Origin of the sequence: Halalkalicoccus subterraneus (assembly GCF_003697815.1) — an archaeon.
In the GTDB taxonomy this organism is placed as follows: domain Archaea; phylum Halobacteriota; class Halobacteria; order Halobacteriales; family Halalkalicoccaceae; genus Halalkalicoccus; species Halalkalicoccus subterraneus.
In genome coordinates, this window is sequence record NZ_RDQG01000038.1 from 17,252 (window position 1) to 38,267 (window position 21,016).

Below are 21,016 nucleotides of genomic sequence, written 5' to 3' on the forward strand. Positions count from 1 at the left end.
AGTAGTGCGCTATCGGACCTCGAAGCGCTCCGAGAGGCGGACGTCCCGCGAGGAACTCCCCACGAGCAGTTCGAACGCGCCGGGTTCGGTCACCCAGCACTCGGATTCGTCGTCGTAATAACCCAGATCGTCGGCGTCGATACAAAGCGTGACGGCACACCGTTGGCCGGGCTCCAGCGTGACCTTCTCGAAGGCCGTGAGCTCCTTCGGTGGACGCTCGACGCTCGCTTCCTCGTCGCGGACGTACGCTTGGACGACCTCCTTTCCCGCCCGATCGCCGGTGTTCTCGACGTGGAGAACGGCGTTCACCTGCCCGTTTCGCGGGAGACGACCGGGGTCGACCCGCAGGTCCGAGTATTCGAAGTCGGTGTACGACTCGCCGTGGCCGAACGGGAACAGCGGTTCGACCCCGCGCTCGTCGAAGTCCCGGTAGCCGACGAAGACGCCCTCGTCGTAGTACACCGTCCCGTCGACGCCGGGGTAGGCCTCGGCCTCGTTCGGGAGGGTCGCGACCGCGCCGGGCAGGTAGTCCTCGACCGCCGCGGCGAACGTCACCGGCGTCTTCCCGGAGGGGTTCGCGTGGCCGAAGAGCAGGTCCGCCACCGCCCGGCCTCCCTCCTGACCGGGGAACCACAGTTGCATCAGTGCCGATACCGAGTCGAGCCAGGGCATCGCGACCGGCGACTCGGTGTTCAGGAGGACGACCGTTTCGTCGGTGGCCTCCGAGACGGCGTCGATGACGGCGTTCTGGTTGCCCGGCAGGTCGAAGCGCTTGCGGTCGTCGCCGTAGCTCGTATCGGTCTTCGCGAGGACGATCGCCACGTCGGCGCCAGCGGCGACCTCGGCGACGGTCTCGATCGCGCTCGGGCGGGTCCACTCGACCGTCACGGGCGCGCCGCCGTCTGTCTCGACGCGGACCGTGTACTCCTCGCCAGCCGACAGCTCGGTTGCGACCCGCTCGGTCTTCGGCCCGGCGAAGCCGCCGCCGAGGTTCTCGACGACCGCCTCGCCGTTGACGAAGAGGGTGCTCTCGCCCTGACTCGTGAGAACGAACTCGAAGGCCCCCGACTCCTCGGGGCTGATCCGTCCTTCCCACTCGACCGAGACGGCCTCGCCCTCGAAAGCGATCTCGGACACCGTCCCCGTTTCGCTCGGCGAACCCGAGCGGTCATCGCTCTCGTAGTATGCGTAGGTGAAGCCGTCATCGGGCGCCAGCGGCTCCGACTCGTCCGGCGAGGCGGTCGTCACCGACACGTCGGCGACGCTCTCGATTCCCTCGACGGGGCCGACGTCCCTGATGGGATCGACCGCGTCGCTTCCCCCGACGCTGTTGACGAACGTCTCGGGCTCCCAGCCGATCAGCGCGACCTCGTCGATCTCCGTGTCGTCGAGCGGGAGCACGCCGTCGTTTTCTAGGAGAACGGTCCCCTCCTTGGCGATCCGGTGTGCGAGGTCGAAGTGGTCGTCGGTCCCGCGTACCGGGTCGTGGCCGAGTCGCTCTCCCGAGAGCGCGCCGATCGCCTCCTGGGAGCGCAGCCCCCGCTCGACCATCCCGTCGACGACCGACTCGTCGAGTTCGCCGTCTTCGACCGCTTCTTCGAGTGCCTCGCCGAAGTACTCCGCGGCGGGCATCTCGATATCGAGCCCGTTTTCCGCGGCGTCGACGGTGCTGTGGGTCCCGCCCCAGTCGGAGACGACGAACCCGTCGAAGCCCCACTCGCCCTTCAGCACGTCGCGCAGCAGTTTCCGGTTCTCGCTGCAGAACGTGCCGTTGACGCGGTTGTACGCGGGCATGACCGCACCGGCATCACCCTCCGTGACGGCCGCCTTGAACGGTGGATAGTAGATCTCCCGAAGCGCCCGCTCGCCGACGCTGACGTCGTGTTCGGAGGTCGAGAAGTAGTCCTCGACGCCGCCGGTTCCCCGCGTCTGGTTGTACGCGACGAAGTGTTTCAGCGTCGCGATCACGCCCTCGGACTGGACGGCGCCGGTGTAGGCCGCGGCCATCGCCGCAGCTAGGTGTGGATCTTCGCCGTAGGTCTCCCCGGCGCGGCTGTGAAGCGGCTGACGGAAGACGTCCATCGAGGGGGCGAGGTGAACCGAGACGCCACCGTCCTTGGTCTCGCGTGCGATCGCTGCCCCCTGTTCCAAGACCAGGTCGGGCTCGAACGTCGCGGCCGACGCGACGGGGTGGGGGAAGTCGGTCGTCGGCTCGCCGAGCGACGCACCCGGTGGACCGTCGGCCATCCCCATCCCCGATACGTCGAGGCGCTCGATTCCCTGCAGGTAGCCGGCGATCCCTTCCGGTCCGTCCTCGGCGCCGTGGGTTCGACTCACCTTCTCCGCGAGGGTCATCTCCTCGATCAGCGCCCCGATGTCTTCATCCGCGCTCGGTTCCGCGCCCGCGATACCGACCGATCCGAGGCCGAGCCCCAGAACCGAGGTCGCCCCGGCCGCGAGAAACGTCCGCCGCGACGGACCGGTCGACTCGCTCCTCTCCTCCCCACGTGACTTTCGTGTGTCAGTCATTTTCAACCAACTACCCTTGACTTATCCATAATGGTATTTAATACCATTCTTACCGGAACGATGGACCGTCGGACGCATCGGTGGGGAATGTAGCCGCCTCAGTAGATCAACTCGCCGTCGACGAACTTCCGCACGCGATCGTCACGGGGGTTCTCGAAGACCCGGTCCGCGGAACCGATCTCGATGACCGCCCGGCCCAGCAGGACCGCGACGCGGTCCGCGATCCGCTCGGCCTGGTGCATGTCGTGGGTCGCGATGACGACGCCGATCCCCCGTTCGCTCGCCTTCCCGATCGCCTCTTCCAACACTGCCGTGTTGCGCGGATCGAGATCCGAGGTCGGCTCGTCGAGCAACAGCACGTCGGGATCGTACGCGAGCGCGCGGGCGAAGGCGACCCGCTGGGCTTCCCCGCCCGACAACGACCGGGCGTTCTGGTCTTCCTTCCCATCGAGTCCGACAACCGAGAGTGCCTCCCGCGCCGTCTCGCTCGTCCCGTTCTCCCGCCCGACGAGATCCGCAGCACTCCGTTTGAGTCGTTCCGGCCAGGACTGGCGAACCCGCAGCCCGTATTCGGCGTTTCGCAACACCGGAGAATCGAACAGGCTGGCCTCCTGAAACACCATCCCGACGTTTCGCCGCAGCGCCAGCCGCCGGTTCTCCGAGGCTTGCCAGACGTCGGTCTCCTCGTAGCTGACCGTCCCCTCGTCGGGACGCTCGAACAGCGCGAGCAGGCGAAGCAGGGTCGACTTTCCGACGCCGGAGGGACCGATGATCGCGAGGACTTCGCCGCTGTCGACGGACAGCGAGACGTCATCGAACACCGGCTCGTCGTAGGCGTGCCGGAGTCCATCGACCGACAGGACGTCGGTCATCGCGTCCGCCCACCCCCACCGAGGCGCCCGACGATCGCGTTGACCAGCAAGACGATCGAGACGAGGATCGCCCCGAGGAACATCGCGGTCTCGTAGCGGCCCTGCCGGGCCTCCAGTGTGATCGCCGTCGTGATGTTGCGGGTGTAGGCCTCACCGTCGGCGTAGGCGATGTTGCCCCCGACGATCAACACCGAGCCCACCTCACTGATCGCCCGACCGAACCCCGCGAGGATCGCGGTCGCGATCCCGAAGCGCGCCTCCTTGATCACGACGAGCGCGACGTCGAGTCGGGTGCCACCCATCGCGTAGGCGGCGTCCCGAACCGACTGATCGATCCCCGTAACCGCCGCGAGGCTCACACCGGTGATCACCGGCGCGGCCAACACGAACTGGGACATGATCATCGCCTGTGGGGTGAACACGAGGTCCAGAAAGCCCAACGGCCCCTGGTTCGACACCGCAAACAGCACGACGAGCCCGACGACGACGCTCGGAAAGCCCATTCCCGTGTTGATGATCGCAGTCACGAGCCCCTTTCCGGGGAAGTCCTTGAACCCCACGAAAAGCGCGACGGGCAGGCTCACGAGCGTCGAGAGCACGACGGCGGTCACGCTCACGTACAGGGAAACGCGAACGATGCTCTTGACGTAGTTGCTCTCGAAGGGCATCCCGTCCAGGACCGCCAGTGCCGTCTCGAGGGCCATCACTCGTCCGTGGCGTTGTCCTCGGTGGCGTTACCTCCGTTCTCGCCGTCGGGCTGCCAGTCCTCGGGGACGTACTGCTGGAAGTTCGGGTCCTCCGAGAGCGCCTGCGGGAAGAACAGCTGCTCGCCGTCAAGTTCGTACTCCTCGATGACCTGTTGGCCCTCCTGGCTCGTCAGAAAGCCGATGTAGGACATCGCGAGCTGGTAGTTGACGTCCTCGTGGACCGCGGGGTTGATCGCGAGCACCCCGTAGGGGTTCGCGAGGATCTCCGGGCCGCCCTCGACGGGCCCCTGGACGAGGATCTCCAGTTCCACTTCGTCCTGCTGGGAGATGAACGTCCCCCGATCCGAGAGGGTGTACCCGCCCTGCTGGCTCGCCTGGTTGAGCGTATCGCCCATTCCCTGACCGGTTTCGAGGTACCACTCGCCGCCGGGTTCGACGCCCGCTTCCTCCCAGATCTGCAACTCGGCCGTGTTGGTTCCCGAATCGTCGCCGCGGGAGGCGAACAGCGACTCGTTCTCGGCGATCGCCTGAAACGCTCCGAGCGCGTCCTCGCTACCCCCGATCCCGGCGGGGTCGTCGCTCGGCCCAACGATCACGAAGTCGTTGAACATCAGGTCCCGGCGGTTGATCCCATAGCCGTTCTGCATGAACTCGTCCTCCTGGCTCCGGGCGTGGACCATCACGACGTCACAGTCGCCGGCCCGTGCGGTTTCGAGGGCCTGACCCGTCCCTTGGGAGATCGCCTGGACCGGCGTGCCGAAGTTCTCCTCGAAGGCGGCGTTGACTTCGTCCAAGAGACCGGTGTCGTAGGTGCTGGTCGTCGTCGCGAGCACCAGTTCCTGCCCGGTGATCGAGCCGCCGGAACTGCTGTTGCTCTCGTTGCCGCTGCCATTCTCCCCGCCCGAAAACAACCCCGTACAGCCCGCCAGTCCGGCGGCCGCTCCCCCGCCGGCCAGCGTCAGGAAATCGCGCCGTTGTATCGCCATAGGAACAACGCTGGCGCGGAGCTACTTAGCGTTTGCTCATGGAGATAACGACGAATAGTTACGAAACGCGACGAGAAAACCGTTCGCGTCGAAAAAGAAACCGCAGCCGATTACCTGCCGCTCAGACCGCGTCAGGACCGCGGTTGCCGGTACGCACCTGCAGGGCGTCCTCGACGGGCATGACGAAGATCTTGCCGTCACCGGGCTCGCCGGTGTTGGCGCCCTCGCGGATCGCGTCGACGACCTCGTCAATCGGAATATCCGCGATGACACACTCGACTTTCACCTTCTGGTGGAGGTCGACGGTGTACTCCTCGCCACGCCATTGGCCCTTCTTCGCGGGCTGGCTGCCGCGTCCCGAGACGTTGGTGACCGTCAGCGAGGGTGCGCCGACGTTCGCGAGTTCGCGTTTGACATCACCGAGCCGGTCGGGGCGGATGATCGCGGTGATCATCTTGATTCCCGAGTCGGAGACGCCGCCGTCAGTTCGGACGATCTCGGGGCCGCCGTCGGTGGCGACGTCGGGGCCGCCGAACTCGGGGTAGGTGTCGACGCCGTGCTCGCTGACGTCGAGGCCGTCACGTTCGTGGCCGGGCGTAACGCGTGCCTGACCGAGCGCCTTGAGCGCACCCCAGATCAGTGCGGTCGCGCCGACCGTCCAAGCCGTGATCACGACGACGCCGGCGACCTGCGCGAACACCGAAGGTGCTTCGCCGGGGATCGCGACGAACGGGATCGCGAGCATGCCGATGATGCCCGCGGAACCGTGGACGGGGAAGACCGCACAGACGTCGTCGATCTTCAGGGTCCGCTCGACGAACCGGAACACGAGCGGGAGCTGCACGCCGGCGATGAACGCGACCAGCGCCGCGCCCCACCAGGTGACGATGTCCGCGATGCCGGTCACGGCGACCAGGCCCGCGAGCAGGCCGTTCGCGACGTAAAGCGTGTCGACTTTCCCGGTGAGACCCAGCGAGATCGCGCCCGCTCCGATGGCGCCGAACGCCATTCCGAGCGTCGTCGCGAGCGCGACCCGCCCGACGTACTCGAAGGCACCGAGTGCGAGTTCGCCGCCCTCGGCGGTGAAGACGGTCGCGGCGGTGCCGACGTTGAAACCGTACCAGCCGAAGGCCAGTACCAGAGTGCCAAGCACCGCGAACGTCATCGAGTGACCGGGGATGACGTTGACGGTGCCGTCGGCGTTGTAGCGGTCCATCCGCGGGCCGAGGATCCAGGCGGCCGTCAGCCCGGCGATCCCGCCGACCGCGTGGACGATCATGCCGCCCGCGAAGTCGTGGAACCCGAGCACTGAGAGGTAGCCGCCGGCCCACGTCAGGCCGGTCACGACGGGATAGATCACGGCCGCGAGCGCGACGGTGTAGGTGACGTACGCGCGGAGTTTCGCGCGACCCGCGACGGCTCCCGAAACGATCGTCGCCGCGGTCATCGCGAAGACCGCGCCGAACAACCAGTCGACCCACGCCGTCGAGTCGCCGCCGATCGTGCCGGCGTAGGCGTCGGCGAGCGTAAACGAGCCGCCGCTGGTGATCGCGCCGACGATCGTGCTGATCGCCGCCCCGACGAAGAAGAACATCACGACGCCGACCGCCCAGGTCAGCAGGTTCTTCGTCAGCTGGTTCGCGACGTTCTTCGAGCGCACCTGTCCGGCCTCCAGCATCGCGAAGCCGGCATGCATGAAGAAGATGAGGAACGTTACCACGAGTACCCACATCATGTTGACGCCCTCCGCGAGCACCGACGGATCTACCTGCATTCGCCCACCTCGTCTGGACGTTCGTTACTGTTCGAACCGATTTCGGCCATGGATGTGTTTTCGATCACGAATGAATGGATGGAAGTAGAGACATATAGATGTTAGCATTGTGATACATGGATTTTCAACGGGTGTAGTAGACGAACGTCAGATACTCAATGAGATAATAGCAATATAAGGACGTTCTTCGAGGCAAGGGAACGACAAATACTGCCGCGAAACCGAACGTACGTCAACCGGCCGTGGAGGCTGTTTCGAACCGTCGTCGGGCGGCAACGCGAGCCGGATGCGCTCGAGTCCGAGGTGGTGGCCCACGGCGGATCACAGCTGACGGTCAGCCGGGCAGATCACGAGCGACCTGCTCGGCAAAATACGTCAGGATCAGATCCGCACCCGCGCGCTTGATCGAGAGCAGCGACTCGTGTGCCACCTCCTCCAGGTCGAGCCATCCCTGCTCGCTCGCGGCGTGGAGCATCGCGTACTCCCCGCTGACGTTGTAAGCGGCCACCGGCAGCTCGGTGGTCTCCCGGACGTCCCGAACGATGTCGAGATAGGGCAGCGCGGGCTTGACCATCAGGGCGTCGGCGCCCTGTTCGGCGTCGAGGCGGGCCTCCCGAATCGCTTCGCGTCTGTTGGCGGGGTCCATCTGGTAGTGTCTGCGATTCCCGAAACTGGGCGCGCCGTCGGCGGCATCTCTGAAGGGCCCGTAGAAGGCCGACTCGTATTTGACGGCGTAGCTCATGATCGGCACCTCGGTGAAGTCATCGCGATCCAGCGCGTCACGAATGGTTGCGACCATGCCGTCCATCATCCCGCTGGGCGCGATCATGTCCGCGCCCGCCTCCGCCTGCGAGAGCGCCGTGCGCTCGATCAGTTCGAGGGTCGCGTCGTTGTCGACGGTCATGTGGGGGTCTTCCTCCGCTCCCTCCTCGATGATTCCACAGTGCCCGTGACTGGTGTACTCACAGAAACAGAGATCGGCGATGACGTAGGCGTCGGTCTCCTCGGAGATCTTTCGGAGGGCACGCTGGACGACGCCCTCGTCGGCCCACGCCCGAGTCCCTCGATCGTCCTTTTCCTCCGGGATTCCAAAGAGCATCACGGCCTCGACGCCGGTCTCCCGGACCTCCCGGACCCGCTCCGTGATCCCCTCGACGGGCACGCGCTCGTGGCCGGGCATCGACTCGATGGGGACGCGCTCGTCGGTCGTGGCGTCGACGAAGACCGGCGCGATCAGATCGCTGGGAGAGAGCGACGTCTCGCTGACCAGCGGGCGCACGCCGTCGCTTCGCAGGCGGCGCGGACGCTTCGTGATGTCCATGTCCGATCTGGGTGCGTCGCGGCCAAAGGCGTGTCGGGAGGTCTTTGATCATGCCCGATGATCCCCCTATATGCGAATCAGCGTCATCGGCGGCGGGACGATCGGCGACGAGGACACTACGGTCGCCCGTCGGGTGGGCGAACTGCTCGGCGAGCGCGGGCACACGCTGGTCTGTGGCGGTCGAACCGGCGTCATGGAGGCGGCCTGCCGCGGCGCGAAAGAAGAGGGGGGAGACACCATCGGCATCCTGCCCAGCACCGACCCGAACGAGGCCAACGACTACGTCGACGTACCGATCGTCACCGGGATCGGCAACGCCCGAAACGTCCTCGTGGCGCTGAACGGCGAGGGTGTAATAGCCATCGACGGCTCCTATGGGACGCTCTCGGAGATCGCTCATGCCCTCGATTTCGGCCGGTCCGTCGCCGGACTCGGAACCCACGACGTCGCGGGCGTTCAGGCCGTCGCCTCGCCCGAGGCTGCCGTGAAGTACGTCGAGGACGCTTAGTCCGCCGCGACCTCCCGCTTCGACTCGACGGCCTCGATCAGCAGTTCGGCCACGTCGACGACCTCGAGTTCCTCCTCGAACCCGCCGGTCTTCCGCCCGTCCTCGAACATCGTGGTGCACATCGGGCAGGCGACGACGAACTTCTCGACTGCTCCTCCGGCTTCGGTGTCCTCCAAGGCCTCCCGGAGGCGTTCCTCGCTGGGTTTGGGGTCCTCGTCGAACTCCATCCAGAGGCCGCCCCCGCCGCCGCCACAACAGAACGAATCCGCCCGGTTGCGCGGCATCTCGTGGAGGTCACACCCAGTCGCCTGCACGAGTTCGCGTGGAGCCTCGTACTCGTCGTTATATCTCCCGAGGTGGCAGGGGTCGTGGTACGTGACCGTGTAGTTGAGTTCCGTCCCCGAGAGTCCGAGCCGTCCTTCGCGGACGAGGTCTTCCACCGCTTGGGTCCAGTGCAGCACCTCGATCTCCCCCTCGGCGTTCCACCGCTCCTCGTACTCGAAGGGCATCATCGGGTCGTCGGCGAATTCTTCGAAATCGATCTCGGGGTACTCGTTCTTCATCGTGTTGTACGAGTGTGGATCCGTACAGACGATCTTCTCGAACGCACACTCTTCGAACGTCTCGACGTGGTGGCCGGCGAGTTCGAGATAGAGGAACTCCTCGCCGACCCGGCGCACGTCGTTACCGTCATATTTCTCGTCGTCGAAGAGGATGCCAAAGGAGACGTCGGCCTGCTCGAACAGTTTTGCGAGCGAACGTGCGACCCGCTTGTTTCGGTCGTCGAAGCTCGGGTAGTCCCCGACGTACCAGAGGTATTCGACGTCCTCCTCGCGGGCGTCCGCGATGTCGAACTCCAACTCCTCGGTCCACTTTGCCCGTTTGCGCTGGGGTTCCCCGAACGTGTTGCCCTTCTGCATTACGTCCTGGAAGACGCTCTGTACGTTGGAATCGACGTCGCCCTGGTCGGTGAGCTGGCGGTTCATTCTGGTGAACGAACTGAGGTGCTCGATCTCGACGGGACAGGCGTCCATGCAGGCCATGCAGGCCATACAGGACTCCATCGTCTCGGCGTCGATCACCGAGGCTCCGCCGTCCGCGATGATGGGTCTGTCCTCGCTTCCGGCGTCGAGACTCTCCCGATAGCCCTTGAGATCCAAAATCACGTCGCGCGGGTCGAGCGGCCGTCCGGATGCCTTCGCGGGACAGACCGACGAACAGCGCCCGCACTTGGTGCAGGCGTCCTGGTCGAGCAGTTCCTTCCAGGTAAAATCGTCGATGGATTCCGCGTTGGTGGCGTCGAGGTCCGCCGGAACGTTCGGCAGGACCCTCCCCGCCTTTTCGTCGCGGGCCACGACGTTCGCAAAGGACGAAAGCATGTGGAAGGGCTTGGCGTACGGAACCCACGCGACGAAGGCCAGCGCGAGGAGCGAGTGGTGCCACCAGACCCACGGATAGACGGCGGCCGCGCCCGCGGGGGTGAGCCCGCCCGCTTCGAGCAAACCGGCAGTGAAGACGCCGACGAAGCTCACGGTCTCCTCGGCACGGATCTCCTGGCCGACCATCCCGATACCCTGAACGAGAAAGCCGCCGACGCCGAGGAGAAAGAGCGTCCAGACGAACGCGTCGTCCTCCAGACTGGTGTGTTTCCCCCACAGGCGCTCGTTGCGGACGACATATCGCCGGTACATCGCCATGCCGAGGCCGACGACGAACAGCAGCCCGAAGGCGTCGAGGACGAGCGCGTAGGCCAGATAGAACTCCCCGACCCAGAACGACTCGCCGGTGAGGGGTCGGTAGAAGTCCATGTCGATGAAGAGAATGGTCGTCCCGATCAGGAGAACGAGAAAGCCCCACATGACGAAGGTGTGCATCAGCCCGCCGTAGAGGTCGCGGTCGAACTGCTTCTCGTTCGAGCCGACGATCCGCGCGGCGGTCACGACCCGCGATCCGAGATTGTCGAGGCGGTCGCGGGGGTCGGCGTCGCCACCGGTGTAGCGGGCGAAGCGCGCGTAGACGCCGTAGCCGAAGACCAGAAGTGCCACCGCGGAGAGGAAGTAGAACATCCCCTTTCCGAGAGGGCCGATCTGCCAGAACGTCTCGCGGGTGATCTCCCCGCCGGTCTGGAGGACCTGCATGATCGTTCACCGGCGTAGTGGGCGCATAAACCTTGCCACTGAACGGATGAGCCGCGACGGGCGTCGGCATCAGCAGCCGAGAGCCACCGTGTCGGTTTCCTTCTCCAGTGTGTGCTGGAGCGTCGCCCGAACGGCTATGGACCGCGCCGGCAAAGGCGGATCCATGCATCGACTGGTTCGGCTCATCGGTCTCCTCGCCGCGCTTGCGCTGGCGCTCGTCGTCGCCGTCCGACCGGCCAACGAGCGCCGGCTCGAACCCCCGTTCTGAGCGCGGGGTTGCTCCTGCAGTCCATGCCCTTTTTCGTCTCTGTCACGACTGCTACCGCATGACGATGGAGAGGGGAACGAGTGACGAGACGAGGGTTGTCAGGGTTTGTAGCGCCGACGGTGCCCGCCACGCGGACGTCCTCGAATCCGCGCGCGAGGTCGCATCGTCGGTTCCGGTCGTCGAGGTAGGGTCGCTCGGCCATACGGCGCTCGCGCCCGTGGTGCTTGCGACCGACGGGGGCCGAACCGGCTTCTACGTCGATTGCTCGCCGACCGAGGTGCGCGGTTTGGTCGAACGCATGGAGGACGGCGAGTTCCCGACCGAGGACGCCCGCCACGTCGTCGAGCACGACCCCGACATCCGACGACTGCCGACCCCGGAGACGGGACCGCTCGCGGTCGGCCGGCGCGAGGCGCTCGGACCCTGTGGGTGGCTCGCCCCCGCGTTCCCCGAGGACTACGGCCGGCTGATCGCCGAGGACGCCCGCGAGGACCCCGACGGACTGTGTGAGGACGTCGCAGCGCTCGGCCTGCTCGGTCGTGGCCGGGGCGACGGATGCCACGACGAGCCGATCGCCCCCGCCTGGGACGCAGTCCGGGAGGCCGACGGCGAGCCGGTGGTCGTCGTCAACGGCAACGAGGCCGATCCCGCCGCCGCCGACCGGCTCCTGCTCGAGGGCGCGTCGGTCGCCGTCCTCGACGGGGCGCTCGCGGTCGCGGCCGCGGTCGGCGCCGAGGACGTCGTCGTCTACGCCAACGAGGCCGACGACCTCGCGTTCGAACGCTGCGAGACGGCGGGCGACGCCCTCGCCGAGGGAACGGACGTCGAGATCCAGGTCGCCGCCGGCCCCGACGAGTACCGGGCCGGCGAGCGGACGATGGCGCTCGAATCGCTCGAAGGCGCCGACCGGATCGAGGCCCGCCGGACCCCGCCCGGCCCCGAGGAACACGGGCTGTTCGGGCGCCCGACGGCGATCCACACCCCCCGGACGCTGGCTCAGCTCCGGACGGCGTTGCTCGAACCCGACGACTTCGAACCCGACGACGCCGACCCCGGCACCCGGATCGTGACCGTCGCGGGCGAGGAGCGCGCGACCGTCGAGCTGTCGACCGGGAGTTCGCTGGAGACGGCGCTCGGAGCCGTCCCCAGGGAGGGGTTCAAGATCGCCTGCGTCGGCGGGCGCTTCGGCGGGTTCACCCGCTCGCTCGAGACCCCGATGAGCGCGCCGGCGCTTCGCTCGTCGAACCTCGGGACCAACGGCGTTATCGAGCTGTTCGACGGGTCGCACTGTACCGTCGCACTCGCGGGCAAGCGCGCGAGCTTCGCCCGTGAGGCGAACTGCGGGCGCTGTGTCCCCTGTCGCGAGGGCTCGAAACAGCTCGTCGAACTGCTCCGGGCGATCTACGACGGCGAGTACGACACCGGTTCGATTCGCGAGCTCTCACGGGTGATGCGCCGGACGAGCACCTGCTACTTCGGCCGGGCCGCCTCCCGGCCCGTAACGACCGCGATGGACGCCTTCGAGACGGAGTTCGCCGCCCACGCTCGTGGGCAGTGTCTCGCCGGCGAGTGTACGGACGACCAGCCAGCTAGCCGCCCCGGATCCACAGTCGAATCATGAGTACTAACCCCACGCCACGCGTTCCCGAGATCGAGGACCCGCAACCGAACACGCCGCTGACCGAGGACTTCCGGACCGGGACGGCGAACGACCCGACCATCGACTACGAGGAGGGGATGGCTCACCTCACGGTCGACGGCCAGTCCGTCGCCGTTCAGAAGGGTGCAACGCTGCTCGACGCCCTCGAAGCGGTCGAGACGGACGGCACCGTCCCCGCGGTCTGTTACTACGACCGGGGCGACGAGGGCGACGCGGGCGATCACGGGCGCTTCGAGGTCGGCCCGCGAAGCGAGTGTCGCACCTGCGTGGTCGAAACGGAACAGGAGGGGCTCGTCCCCGCCTGTAGCCACCCCGTCGAGGACGGGATGACTGTCAGAACGGACACCGGCGACGCGAGTGAGGCCCGTGACGTGAACCTCGATCTGCTGCTCTCGAACCACAACCTCCGGTGTACGACCTGCTCGCAGAACGGCCGGTGTGAACTGCAGGACGCCTCGATCGAGAACGACGTCGAGCACCCTCGGTATGGCGTTTTCGACGAGCGCGACGCCTACGAGCCGATCGACGACACCTCCTCGTTCATCCAGATCGACCGCAACAAGTGTATCCTCTGTAACCGCTGTGTCGAGGCCTGCAACGACGTGCAGGTCGAGGGCGTCCTGCGGATCGAGGGGACGGGCCCCGACACCCGGATCGGCTTCCAGAGCGAGGCCGAGACGATGGACGACTCGACCTGTGTCTCGTGTGGCCACTGCGCGACGGTCTGTCCGACCGGATCGCTCACCGAGAAGGGGTTGGTCGATCAAACGACGCTGCCGCTGCCGGGGTTCACCCAGAAGAACTCCATCGGGACGGTCATCGAGCGCGAGCCCGCAGAGACCATCGAGACCGCCGAGGCGCCCAACCGCGAGCTCCGGGGCCGCCGGCCCGACGACGAACTCGAAGGGAAGTCCGGCGTCGCGACGATGATGGCCCGCGCGAAGCGCGAGGCCGCCGACGCCCGCGAGTCCGCCGGCAAGCGCGCCCACGACGTCGTCGACGGGGCGATGGCGGACGTCGAGCACGCCGCGGAGTTCACCGCGGCCAACTCGATGCCCGAGGGCGCGCTGTTCGACATCGGGAAGTCGGTCGGCAAGGCCCGCCTCTCGCGGATGGACAAGGCGGAAACCACCTGTGGGTACTGCGCGGTGGGCTGTCGGTTCGAGCTCTACGGGAAGGACGACGAGGTGCTCGCCGCCCGGCCCGCCGAACCGGAGGCGACGCCCGCGAACGACTTCTCGACGTGCGTGAAGGGGAAGTTCGGCTACGACTACGTCAACAGCGACGAGCGCCTGGATCAGCCCCTCGTCAAGGAGGACGGCGAGTTCCGCGAGGCCAGTTGGGGCGAGGCGCTCGACCGGGTCGCCGAGGGTCTTTCGGACGTCCAGGACGAACACGGCCCCGATACCGTCTCGGTGCTTTCGTCCTCGAAGACGACCAACGAGGAGAACTTCGCGATCCAGAAGTTCGCCCGGCAGGTCCTGGGCACCAAGAACGTCGACAACTGCACGCGGCTGTGTCACTCCTCGACGGTCGCGGCGCTGAAACAGACCGTCGGCTACGGCGCGATGACCAACCGGATCGAGGACATCGGCAACACCGACTGCTACCTGATCACGGGCGCCAACACCACCGAGAGCCACCCCGTGCTCGCGACCCGGATCAAACAGAACGCCCGCGACGGTGCGGACATGTTCGTCTTCGACCCCCGGAAGATCGAGCTCGCGGAGCACGCAGACCAGTACACCCGCACCGAGGGCGGCCACGACATCGCGTGGATCAACGGGATGCTACGGTATATCATCGAGAACGACCTTCAGGACGACGAGTTCATCGCAGAGCGCACCCGGAACTTCGAGGCCGTCGAGGAGAAAGTCGAGGAGTTCACCCCCGAGAAGGTCGAGGAGCTGACGAACGTCTCGCCGGAGGAGTTGAAGAACGCCGCCGAGACGATCGCCGAGGCCGACACCTGCGTGTTCGGTTGGGCGATGGGCATCTCCCAGCATACGTACGGAACGCAGACGGTGCTGGCGCTCGCCGATCTGGCGCTCGCGACGGGGCATCTGGGCAAGGAAAACGCCGGCCTCTCGCCGTTCCGCGGCCAGAACAACGTCCAGGGCGGGGGCGGGGACATGGGTCCGATCCCGGACAACCTGCCGGGCTACCAGGAGCTTTCGGATGACGACGTCCTCGCGAAGTTCGAGGACGAATGGGGCGTCCGACCGCCCGACGAGCCCGGCCTGCGCGTGACCGAGATGTTCGACGAGGTCGACGCTGGCAACCTCCGGGGGATGTACGTCGTCGGGGAGAACCCCGCGATCTCCGAGCCCGACCTCACGAACGCCCGCGAGAGCTTGGAGGAGCTCGACTTCCTCGCGGTTCAGGACCTCTTCATGACCGAGACCGCCCAGTACGCCGACGTGGTGTTGCCGGCGGCGGCGATCACCGAGAAATACGGGACGGTCACCAACACCGAGCGCCGGGTCCAGATGGTTCGACCGGTCGCCGACCCGCCGGGGAAGGCCCACGCCGACTGGGAGATCGTCCAGAAGCTCGCCGAACGGCTGGGCTTCGACTGGGGCTACGAGAACCCCACGCAGATCATGGACGAGATCAACGAGCTGGTGCCGATCTACGGCGGGATCACACACGAACGCCTCGAAGAGCGCGGGGAGGGCCTGCAGTGGCCCTGTCCCGACGAGGACCACCCCGGGACGGCGAACCTCTACACCGAGGAGTTCAACTTCGAGGACGGCAAGGCCCGCTTCGTCCCTGCCGATCTGGGCGATCCCACGGAGCTCCCCAACGAGGAGTTCCCGATCGCGCTGACCTCCGGGCGGGTGCTGTATCACTGGCATACCGGCCAGCTCACCCGGCGCGACGAGGGCCTGATGGGCCACGTCGGCGAGAGCTTCGCCGAGATCCACCCCCAGACCGCCGGCACGGTCGGCGTCGCCGACGGGGAGTACGTCGAGGTCGAGTCGAACCGGGGATCGATCGTCGTCAAGGCCAAAGTCACCGAACGCACCGCCCCGGGCAAGGTGTTCATCCCGATGCACTTCGCAACGGGGGCGGTCAACGAGCTGACCCAGGAGGAGCTCGACCCCATCAGCCGGATCCCGGACTACAAGATGGCGAGCGTCAAAGTCACCTCGATGGGGGCCGACCCCGAGCGCGAGCCGCTCGGCACGCCCGGCGCGGCGGGCGAACCTGCCGACGACTGAGCCGACCGGCCATCGCACGCACCAGAACTATCCTTTTCGTCGTCGGACCTCGACCATGGTAAACGAACTCACTGACGACCTGATCGGGAAGGACGTCGAGACCCACGACGGTCAGCAGGTCGGTACCGTCTCCGACGTCGAGGGCGAGCAGTTCTACGTGAACTTCACCGGGACGGAGATGGAAAAGGAGCGCCAACAGGAGGTCCACGCCGGCGACATCGACGAGGTGGCCGGCGAGACGATCGTCCTCGTCGAAAGCACCTAGTAGAGCGCCGCGAGCCCGAGCCCGGCCGCGAGCGCCAGTGCGGGCAGATCCGCACGCGAGAACGCGAGCCGCGGGAGGGTGGGGTTCCACGCGAAACACCGCGCACGAAGCGCCAGCGAGACACTCTCGGCTCGCGACAGCGCCCGGTTTACACCTGTGACCGCCAGCAGCGCCATCCGCTCGTGGACGGGCCGCTCGCCCGCCAGCCGGACGGCCATCGCCTCGCGGACGCGCTTCAGATCCGCGATCAGTAGCGGCAGCAGCCGGAAGACGACGGCCGTACCCATCCCGAGGAAGGCTCCCGGCTTCCCAGGCACTGCCCACTGGATCGCCGCGCGCGATTCCCTGACGGGCGTCGAGCGGACGTAGGCCGCCGAAACCAGCAGGATCAGCAGTACGCGATAGCTCGCGAGTCCCGTCCCGAACGCTCTATCGAAAGCGAACCCCGAGAGCGTCACGCCCTCGATTAGCGGGCCGACCAGCAGGACGGGCAGGGCGAAGCGGTAGGCGTAGAGCGCCCGAAGCGCCGAGAGGCGCGCGATCGCGAGCACACAGAGTGCGAGGACGGTCAGGACGGCGAGTCCCGCCGGTGTGGTGTGAGCGAAGGCAGCGGCGACGAACCCGATCTGGACGGCGAGCTTCGTCCGAGGATCGAGCCGGTGAGCCAGCGAGTCCTCGGGGACGTAGCTCAACACGGTGGGCGCACGCCGAGTCCCGAGAGTGCAACCGATTCGGGCTCCCCGTCGCGGACGACCTGTCCGTCGGCGAGGACGACCAACCGGTCGGCGAGGTCGAGGACGTCACGCAGGTCGTGGGTGACGACGACCACGCCCGTGCCCGCCCGCCGGAGGGCGTCGAGGTGATCGAGAACCGCCACCCTCGCGGGTTCGTCGAGGCCGGTAAACGGTTCGTCGAGCACGAGATGGGCGGGCTCCATCGCCAGCGCGCCCGCGATCGCCAGCCGTTCCTGCTCGCCCCCCGAGAGCGCCTCGATCCGCTCGTCGCCCCGCCCGCCGAGGTTCACCGCCGCCAGTGCCTCCTCGACCCGGCGGTCGATTTCGCTTCGAGCCAATCCGAGGTTCTCGGGGCCGAACGCGACGTCCGCACCGACGGTCGCGGCGACGAAGCCGTCCCGCGGGTTCTGGAAGACCATTCCTACCCTGGTACGCGCGGCCACGAGGTCCTCCTGTACCTCCGTCCCGTCGACCAGTACCGCCCCGGAACCGGGTTCCAACAGTCCGTTCCAGTGGCGGATCAGCGTGCTCTTACCCGAGCCGTTGGATCCCGCGAGTACCAGAAACTCGCCGTCCGCGACGGTCAACGAGACCCCGTCGAGTGCCCGCACCCCGTCGTACTCGTGGACCAGTTCGCGCGTCTCGATCATGCGGCGGTCAGGCGGTCGCTGCGAACGATTCCGACGGCGGCGGCCAGCTTCAGTGCCTCGGCGGGCAGGAACACGACCGCGCCCGTCACCACTGCGTTGGGCAGTGAGAGCCCGAGCACCGCCATCAACCCGGTGACGCCGACCGCGTAGATCACGCAGACGCCGACCGTGCAGGCTCCGAGCAGGCGCCCGACACTGACCCGGTCGAGGGGGCCTACGGTCCGTCCGTGGACGAGCGCGCCGACCGCACCCGTCGCGAGCGGGTACGACCAGAGGTAGCCCGCCGTCGGCCCGACGAGCGATCCGATACCGGCCTCGCCGCCCGAGAAGACGGGCGCGCCGACCGCCCCCGCCGTGAGATACAGCACCATCGCCGCCCCGCCCCAGACCGGCCCCAAGAGGACGCCCGCGAGGAACACTCCGAGCACCTGCAGGGTCACCGGCGCGGGCGAGAGCGGATAGGGAAACGAGACGTACGCAAAGGCGCCGGTCAACGCGGCGAACAGCGCCGCCCGCGCGACGTTGTTCACGGTTTCGTCCCCGACCAGATCGACCGACTCCGTTCCCGTACTCATGGACCCATCACGTCCGAGTATCTCCGTCAACCGATTTCAATCTTCGGTTGACGAGCCTGCACGCGCCGCCGACAGGCTTTATACGCTGGTCGTCCGAGAGAGGCGGTACGATGGACGAGAAAACGGAGGAACTGCGCGATCTCTTCCTCGATGTCACCGACGACGGGACCGTCACCGAGACCCAGGAGGAGACCCCCGGATCCCTGACCGACGAACAGCCCGAAGACGAGCGCCTCGACGACGTCATCGACCGGATGGAGGAGCGCTACGCGTTCGAGACCGACTGGAATCACGGGGAGTATCGGCGCCTCGTGCGGGGGTTCTTCGACGAGGAGTCGGACGCGGCCCTCGCCGAGGAACTCGATGCCGACGAGGGATCGGTCGTCCGGGCTCGGATGGACCTGCACCTGCTTCGCGAGAGCGACACCGAGTTCCCGTTCGAGCTGCGGGAGTTCCGCCGGCTGCGAGCCGAGGAGGAGGACGTCGACCTCTCCGAGGAGCTTGACACCGACGAGGCGACGATCGAACGGGCGATCTGTGTGACCGAAACTCAGGACGAGGCCCGAACCGCCAACGACCGGTTTCGCGACGAGTTCGAGGAGATCGTCACCGACGGCGAACTCTCCTCGCAGCTCGCCGGCGAGACCCGCGAGGACGGCCTCAAGGAGGCCACCGAGGGGATGGAAAACGACCTCTCGATGTGAGGGTTTTTATCGGGTGACGGGTCCAGCGGCTCCGTGCACGCCGTAAGCGACCTCTCGACCGCCGCCTACTGCCCCCGGCAGCTCTACTACCGCCGCGACGACGACTGCGAGATACCCCCATCGGTCGCCGACCGCCGCGAACTGGCCTTCGAGTACGACGACCTGCTCGATGCCGACGACGCGATGCTCGCCGAACGGCCGATCGAACTCCCGCCCGAACAGTACCGCGCAACGCTCGACCGGACCCGCGAGCGCATCGAACGGTGGGACGAGCTCGCCGACCCGCCCCACAGGGAGGTCCTGCTCACGGGACGGGAGTGTCGCGGGATCGCGAGCAAGGTCCTCGAATCTCCCCTCGCACCGTCGTACGTCTCCCCGGGCGCCCCGCCCGAACGGGGCGTCTGGGAGCCCCATTCGGTGCGCGCGGTCGCGCTGGCGAAGGCCCTTTCGTGGGAGCGCGAGGAGCTGGTCGAAACGGCGTTCGTCGAGTACCCCGCCTACGGTACGGTTCGCGAGCTCTCGCTCACCACCCGCCGCAAGGCCGGCTATCGGGCGGCGATCGGTGCCGTCGAGCGGATGGACGGGCCGCCCTCACGCCTGACAAACAGCGCCAAATGTGACGCCTGTGAGTACCGCGAGCGCTGCGGGACGCGCACGCGCTCGCTTCGCTCGTTACTGGGCCTCTAACCAGCCCTCGATCTCCTCGGCGAGCGTTCCGCGCCGATGGATCACGCCGCGTTCGACATCGACGACGGTGCTCTCGGTGCCGCCCGTCTCGCCCCCGTCGAGCACCTGTGTGGCGGCCTCGCGGATCTCCGGATCGAGCGCGTCGGCTCGCCGGACGCTCGGCCGTCCGCTGACGTTCGCACTCGTGGCGGTGATCGGGGCAGCCTCGTCGAGAAGCGCCAGGGCGAGTTCGTGATCCGGGATCCGGATCCCGACCCGATCCCGCCCCGCCGTGAGCTCCTCGGGCACGTCGGGACCGGCCGCAACGATCGCGGTCACGGGTCCCGGCAGGAACTCCTCGATGAACCGCCGCTCGCGCTCGGTGAGGTGCGTGTACTGGGCGGCGCTCTCGACCTCGGGAACGGCCATCGACAGCGGTTTCGACCTGTTTCGTCCCTTCGCCTCGTAGACCCGCTCGACGGCCGCCGGATCCAGTGCATCGGCTCCGAGCCCGTAGACCGTCTCGGTGGGGTAGACGACGAGCCCGCCGTCGTGGATCGCGCGAACCGCACGGTCGATTTCCATACCGCCCGTTCGGCCGCCCGGTCCTATAGCGATTCGATCGCGTCCTCGACCGCGTCGTAGTCGGGGAAGTCGGGCCACTCGTTTGCGACCCAGGCGTACTCGACGGTGCGCTCGTCGTCGAGGACGAACACCGCGGGGCGGGGCTCGGTGATCCCGGCCATCCCGTCGAGGGCGTGGTCGATGCCGTACTCGCGGGCGACGCCGTTGTTCGGATCACTGAACAGCGCGTGATCGATGTCGCGCTCCTCGATGAGCGTCTTGTGCTCGTAGGGCGTCGAGATCGAGAGTCCGACTACCCGTATGGAATCTCCCCACTCGCGGTCGCGGATCTCGTTCCAGACGTACGTCGCCGGGAACGCCCCGTCCATCGGGGTAAAGACGAGCACCAGGGGCTCATCCGAGGCGAGCTCGGAGAGCGAGGCGTCCTCCCAGTACTCGCGGCCCACCAGCGGCCGGGTGAAATCGGGCGCCGTCTCCCCCACTTCGGGGTGGTCGGACGGTTCGAGCTCGACGACGTCGAACTCGACCATCAGGCTTCACCTCCGTTACCGTCGCCGTAGGTCCGGTCGAGGTACTCGACGACGTTTGCGCTCTCGGCCATCCTCACGCCGGTTCGCTCGTCGACGATCACCGGTACTGTCCGGACGCCGCTTTCGCGCTTGACCGCGTTCCGTTCCGAATGCAGCGGTTCGATGAACCGCGAGTGATACTCGAGTCCGAGTTCGTCGAGCCGTCGGACGACCCGTTCGCAGTACGGACACGCCTGCAGCCGGTAGAGCGTGATCTCTGGTCTGTCGGCCATGGAGTCACTACGTGGGCGTTCGGCCTAAACGCTTTCCCGCGGCGGAGA

At 67.1% G+C, this 21,016-nt stretch carries 19 protein-coding genes; 6 read left to right on the top strand and 13 right to left on the bottom strand.

Translation table 11 applies throughout. The features are described 5' to 3' along the window. Positions 1–9: 9 nt before the first annotated feature. From EAO80_RS10490 to hemB, 6 genes are all read right to left on the bottom strand, one after another. On the bottom strand, positions 10–2,529 hold the full coding sequence (locus EAO80_RS10490; protein WP_122089845.1) for a glycoside hydrolase family 3 N-terminal domain-containing protein: 2,520 nt from the start codon (positions 2,527–2,529) through the stop codon (positions 10–12). Between the two features lie 98 nt (positions 2,530–2,627). Beyond that, the gene (locus EAO80_RS10495; RefSeq protein WP_122089846.1) at positions 2,628–3,401 is read right to left on the bottom strand and encodes an amino acid ABC transporter ATP-binding protein; all 774 of its coding nucleotides are present in this window, start codon (positions 3,399–3,401) and stop codon (positions 2,628–2,630) included. Continuing rightward, positions 3,398–4,105 carry an ABC transporter permease gene (locus tag EAO80_RS10500; protein WP_122089847.1) on the bottom strand — a complete coding sequence of 236 codons (708 nt, stop codon included), beginning with the start codon at positions 4,103–4,105 and terminating at the stop codon, positions 3,398–3,400. The genes EAO80_RS10495 and EAO80_RS10500 overlap by 4 nt, the downstream gene beginning before the upstream one ends. Further along, the gene (locus tag EAO80_RS10505; RefSeq protein ID WP_122089848.1) at positions 4,105–5,094 is read right to left on the bottom strand and encodes a substrate-binding domain-containing protein; all 990 of its coding nucleotides are present in this window, start codon (positions 5,092–5,094) and stop codon (positions 4,105–4,107) included. The genes EAO80_RS10500 and EAO80_RS10505 overlap by 1 nt, the downstream gene beginning before the upstream one ends. Positions 5,095–5,215: 121 nt before the next feature. Next, positions 5,216–6,868: an ammonium transporter gene (locus tag EAO80_RS10510; RefSeq protein ID WP_122089849.1), complete on the bottom strand. Its 1,653-nt coding sequence runs from the start codon at positions 6,866–6,868 to the stop codon at positions 5,216–5,218. A gap of 334 nt (positions 6,869–7,202) precedes the next feature. Continuing rightward, on the bottom strand, positions 7,203–8,189 hold the full coding sequence (hemB, locus tag EAO80_RS10515) for a porphobilinogen synthase (RefSeq protein WP_122089850.1): 987 nt from the start codon (positions 8,187–8,189) through the stop codon (positions 7,203–7,205). Between the two features lie 70 nt (positions 8,190–8,259). Between hemB and EAO80_RS10520 the strand changes: the two genes are divergently transcribed. After that, positions 8,260–8,697 (top strand): TIGR00725 family protein, encoded by a 438-nt coding sequence (locus EAO80_RS10520; RefSeq protein ID WP_122089851.1) that lies wholly within the window; start codon positions 8,260–8,262, stop codon positions 8,695–8,697. On the opposite strand, the gene EAO80_RS10525 is transcribed toward EAO80_RS10520, so the two are convergent. Then, a complete protein-coding gene (locus EAO80_RS10525) occupies positions 8,694–10,835 on the bottom strand; it encodes a heterodisulfide reductase-related iron-sulfur binding cluster (RefSeq protein WP_122089852.1) in 2,142 nt (713 codons plus the stop codon). The two genes, EAO80_RS10520 and EAO80_RS10525, sit on opposite strands and share 4 nt — an antisense overlap. Positions 10,836–11,161: 326 nt before the next feature. Here EAO80_RS10525 and EAO80_RS10530 point away from each other — a divergent pair, with 326 nt between their 5' ends. The 3 genes from EAO80_RS10530 to EAO80_RS10540 are packed head-to-tail and all read left to right on the top strand — an operon-like array spanning position 11,162 to position 16,252. Beyond that, a complete protein-coding gene (locus EAO80_RS10530; protein WP_122089853.1) occupies positions 11,162–12,724 on the top strand; it encodes an NADH-ubiquinone oxidoreductase-F iron-sulfur binding region domain-containing protein in 1,563 nt (520 codons plus the stop codon). Next, entirely contained in the window at positions 12,721–15,987 is a 3,267-nt protein-coding gene (gene fdhF, locus EAO80_RS10535; RefSeq protein WP_122089854.1) for a formate dehydrogenase subunit alpha, read from the top strand. The genes EAO80_RS10530 and fdhF overlap by 4 nt, the downstream gene beginning before the upstream one ends. A 55-nt stretch (positions 15,988–16,042) precedes the next feature. Continuing rightward, positions 16,043–16,252, top strand: a complete 210-nt coding sequence (locus EAO80_RS10540; protein WP_122089855.1) for a PRC-barrel domain-containing protein — start codon at positions 16,043–16,045, stop codon at positions 16,250–16,252. Here the strand turns inward: EAO80_RS10540 and EAO80_RS10545 are convergent. The 3 genes from EAO80_RS10545 to EAO80_RS10555 are packed head-to-tail and all read right to left on the bottom strand — an operon-like array spanning position 16,249 to position 18,211. Next, a complete protein-coding gene (locus EAO80_RS10545; RefSeq protein WP_122089856.1) occupies positions 16,249–16,947 on the bottom strand; it encodes an energy-coupling factor transporter transmembrane component T family protein in 699 nt (232 codons plus the stop codon). The genes EAO80_RS10540 and EAO80_RS10545 overlap by 4 nt on opposite strands. After that, entirely contained in the window at positions 16,941–17,636 is a 696-nt protein-coding gene (locus tag EAO80_RS10550) for an energy-coupling factor ABC transporter ATP-binding protein (RefSeq protein ID WP_122089857.1), read from the bottom strand. The genes EAO80_RS10545 and EAO80_RS10550 overlap by 7 nt, the downstream gene beginning before the upstream one ends. After that, positions 17,633–18,211, bottom strand: coding sequence for a biotin transporter BioY (locus tag EAO80_RS10555; RefSeq protein WP_122089858.1), 579 nt, complete (start codon positions 18,209–18,211; stop codon positions 17,633–17,635). Before EAO80_RS10555 ends, EAO80_RS10550 begins: the two co-directional genes overlap by 4 nt. Positions 18,212–18,321: 110 nt before the next feature. Between EAO80_RS10555 and EAO80_RS10560 the strand changes: the two genes are divergently transcribed. Together EAO80_RS10560 and EAO80_RS10565 are read left to right on the top strand one after the other, a co-directional pair. After that, positions 18,322–18,915: a hypothetical protein gene (locus tag EAO80_RS10560; protein WP_122089859.1), complete on the top strand. Its 594-nt coding sequence runs from the start codon at positions 18,322–18,324 to the stop codon at positions 18,913–18,915. Positions 18,916–18,948: 33 nt separating this feature from the next. Continuing rightward, positions 18,949–19,602 (top strand): CRISPR-associated protein Cas4, encoded by a 654-nt coding sequence (locus tag EAO80_RS10565; RefSeq protein ID WP_122089860.1) that lies wholly within the window; start codon positions 18,949–18,951, stop codon positions 19,600–19,602. Here the strand turns inward: EAO80_RS10565 and EAO80_RS10570 are convergent. From EAO80_RS10570 to EAO80_RS10580, 3 genes are read right to left on the bottom strand one after another with little or no spacing between them, the layout of a single operon-like run. Then, complete coding sequence (locus EAO80_RS10570) at positions 19,588–20,166, bottom strand: L-threonylcarbamoyladenylate synthase (RefSeq protein ID WP_122089861.1); 579 nt, start codon at positions 20,164–20,166, stop codon at positions 19,588–19,590. The genes EAO80_RS10565 and EAO80_RS10570 overlap by 15 nt on opposite strands. Positions 20,167–20,189: 23 nt before the next feature. Then, the gene (locus EAO80_RS10575) at positions 20,190–20,696 is read right to left on the bottom strand and encodes a redoxin domain-containing protein (RefSeq protein ID WP_122089862.1); all 507 of its coding nucleotides are present in this window, start codon (positions 20,694–20,696) and stop codon (positions 20,190–20,192) included. After that, positions 20,696–20,968: a glutaredoxin family protein gene (locus tag EAO80_RS10580; protein ID WP_122089863.1), complete on the bottom strand. Its 273-nt coding sequence runs from the start codon at positions 20,966–20,968 to the stop codon at positions 20,696–20,698. The genes EAO80_RS10575 and EAO80_RS10580 overlap by 1 nt, the downstream gene beginning before the upstream one ends. Positions 20,969–21,016 lie beyond the last annotated feature (48 nt).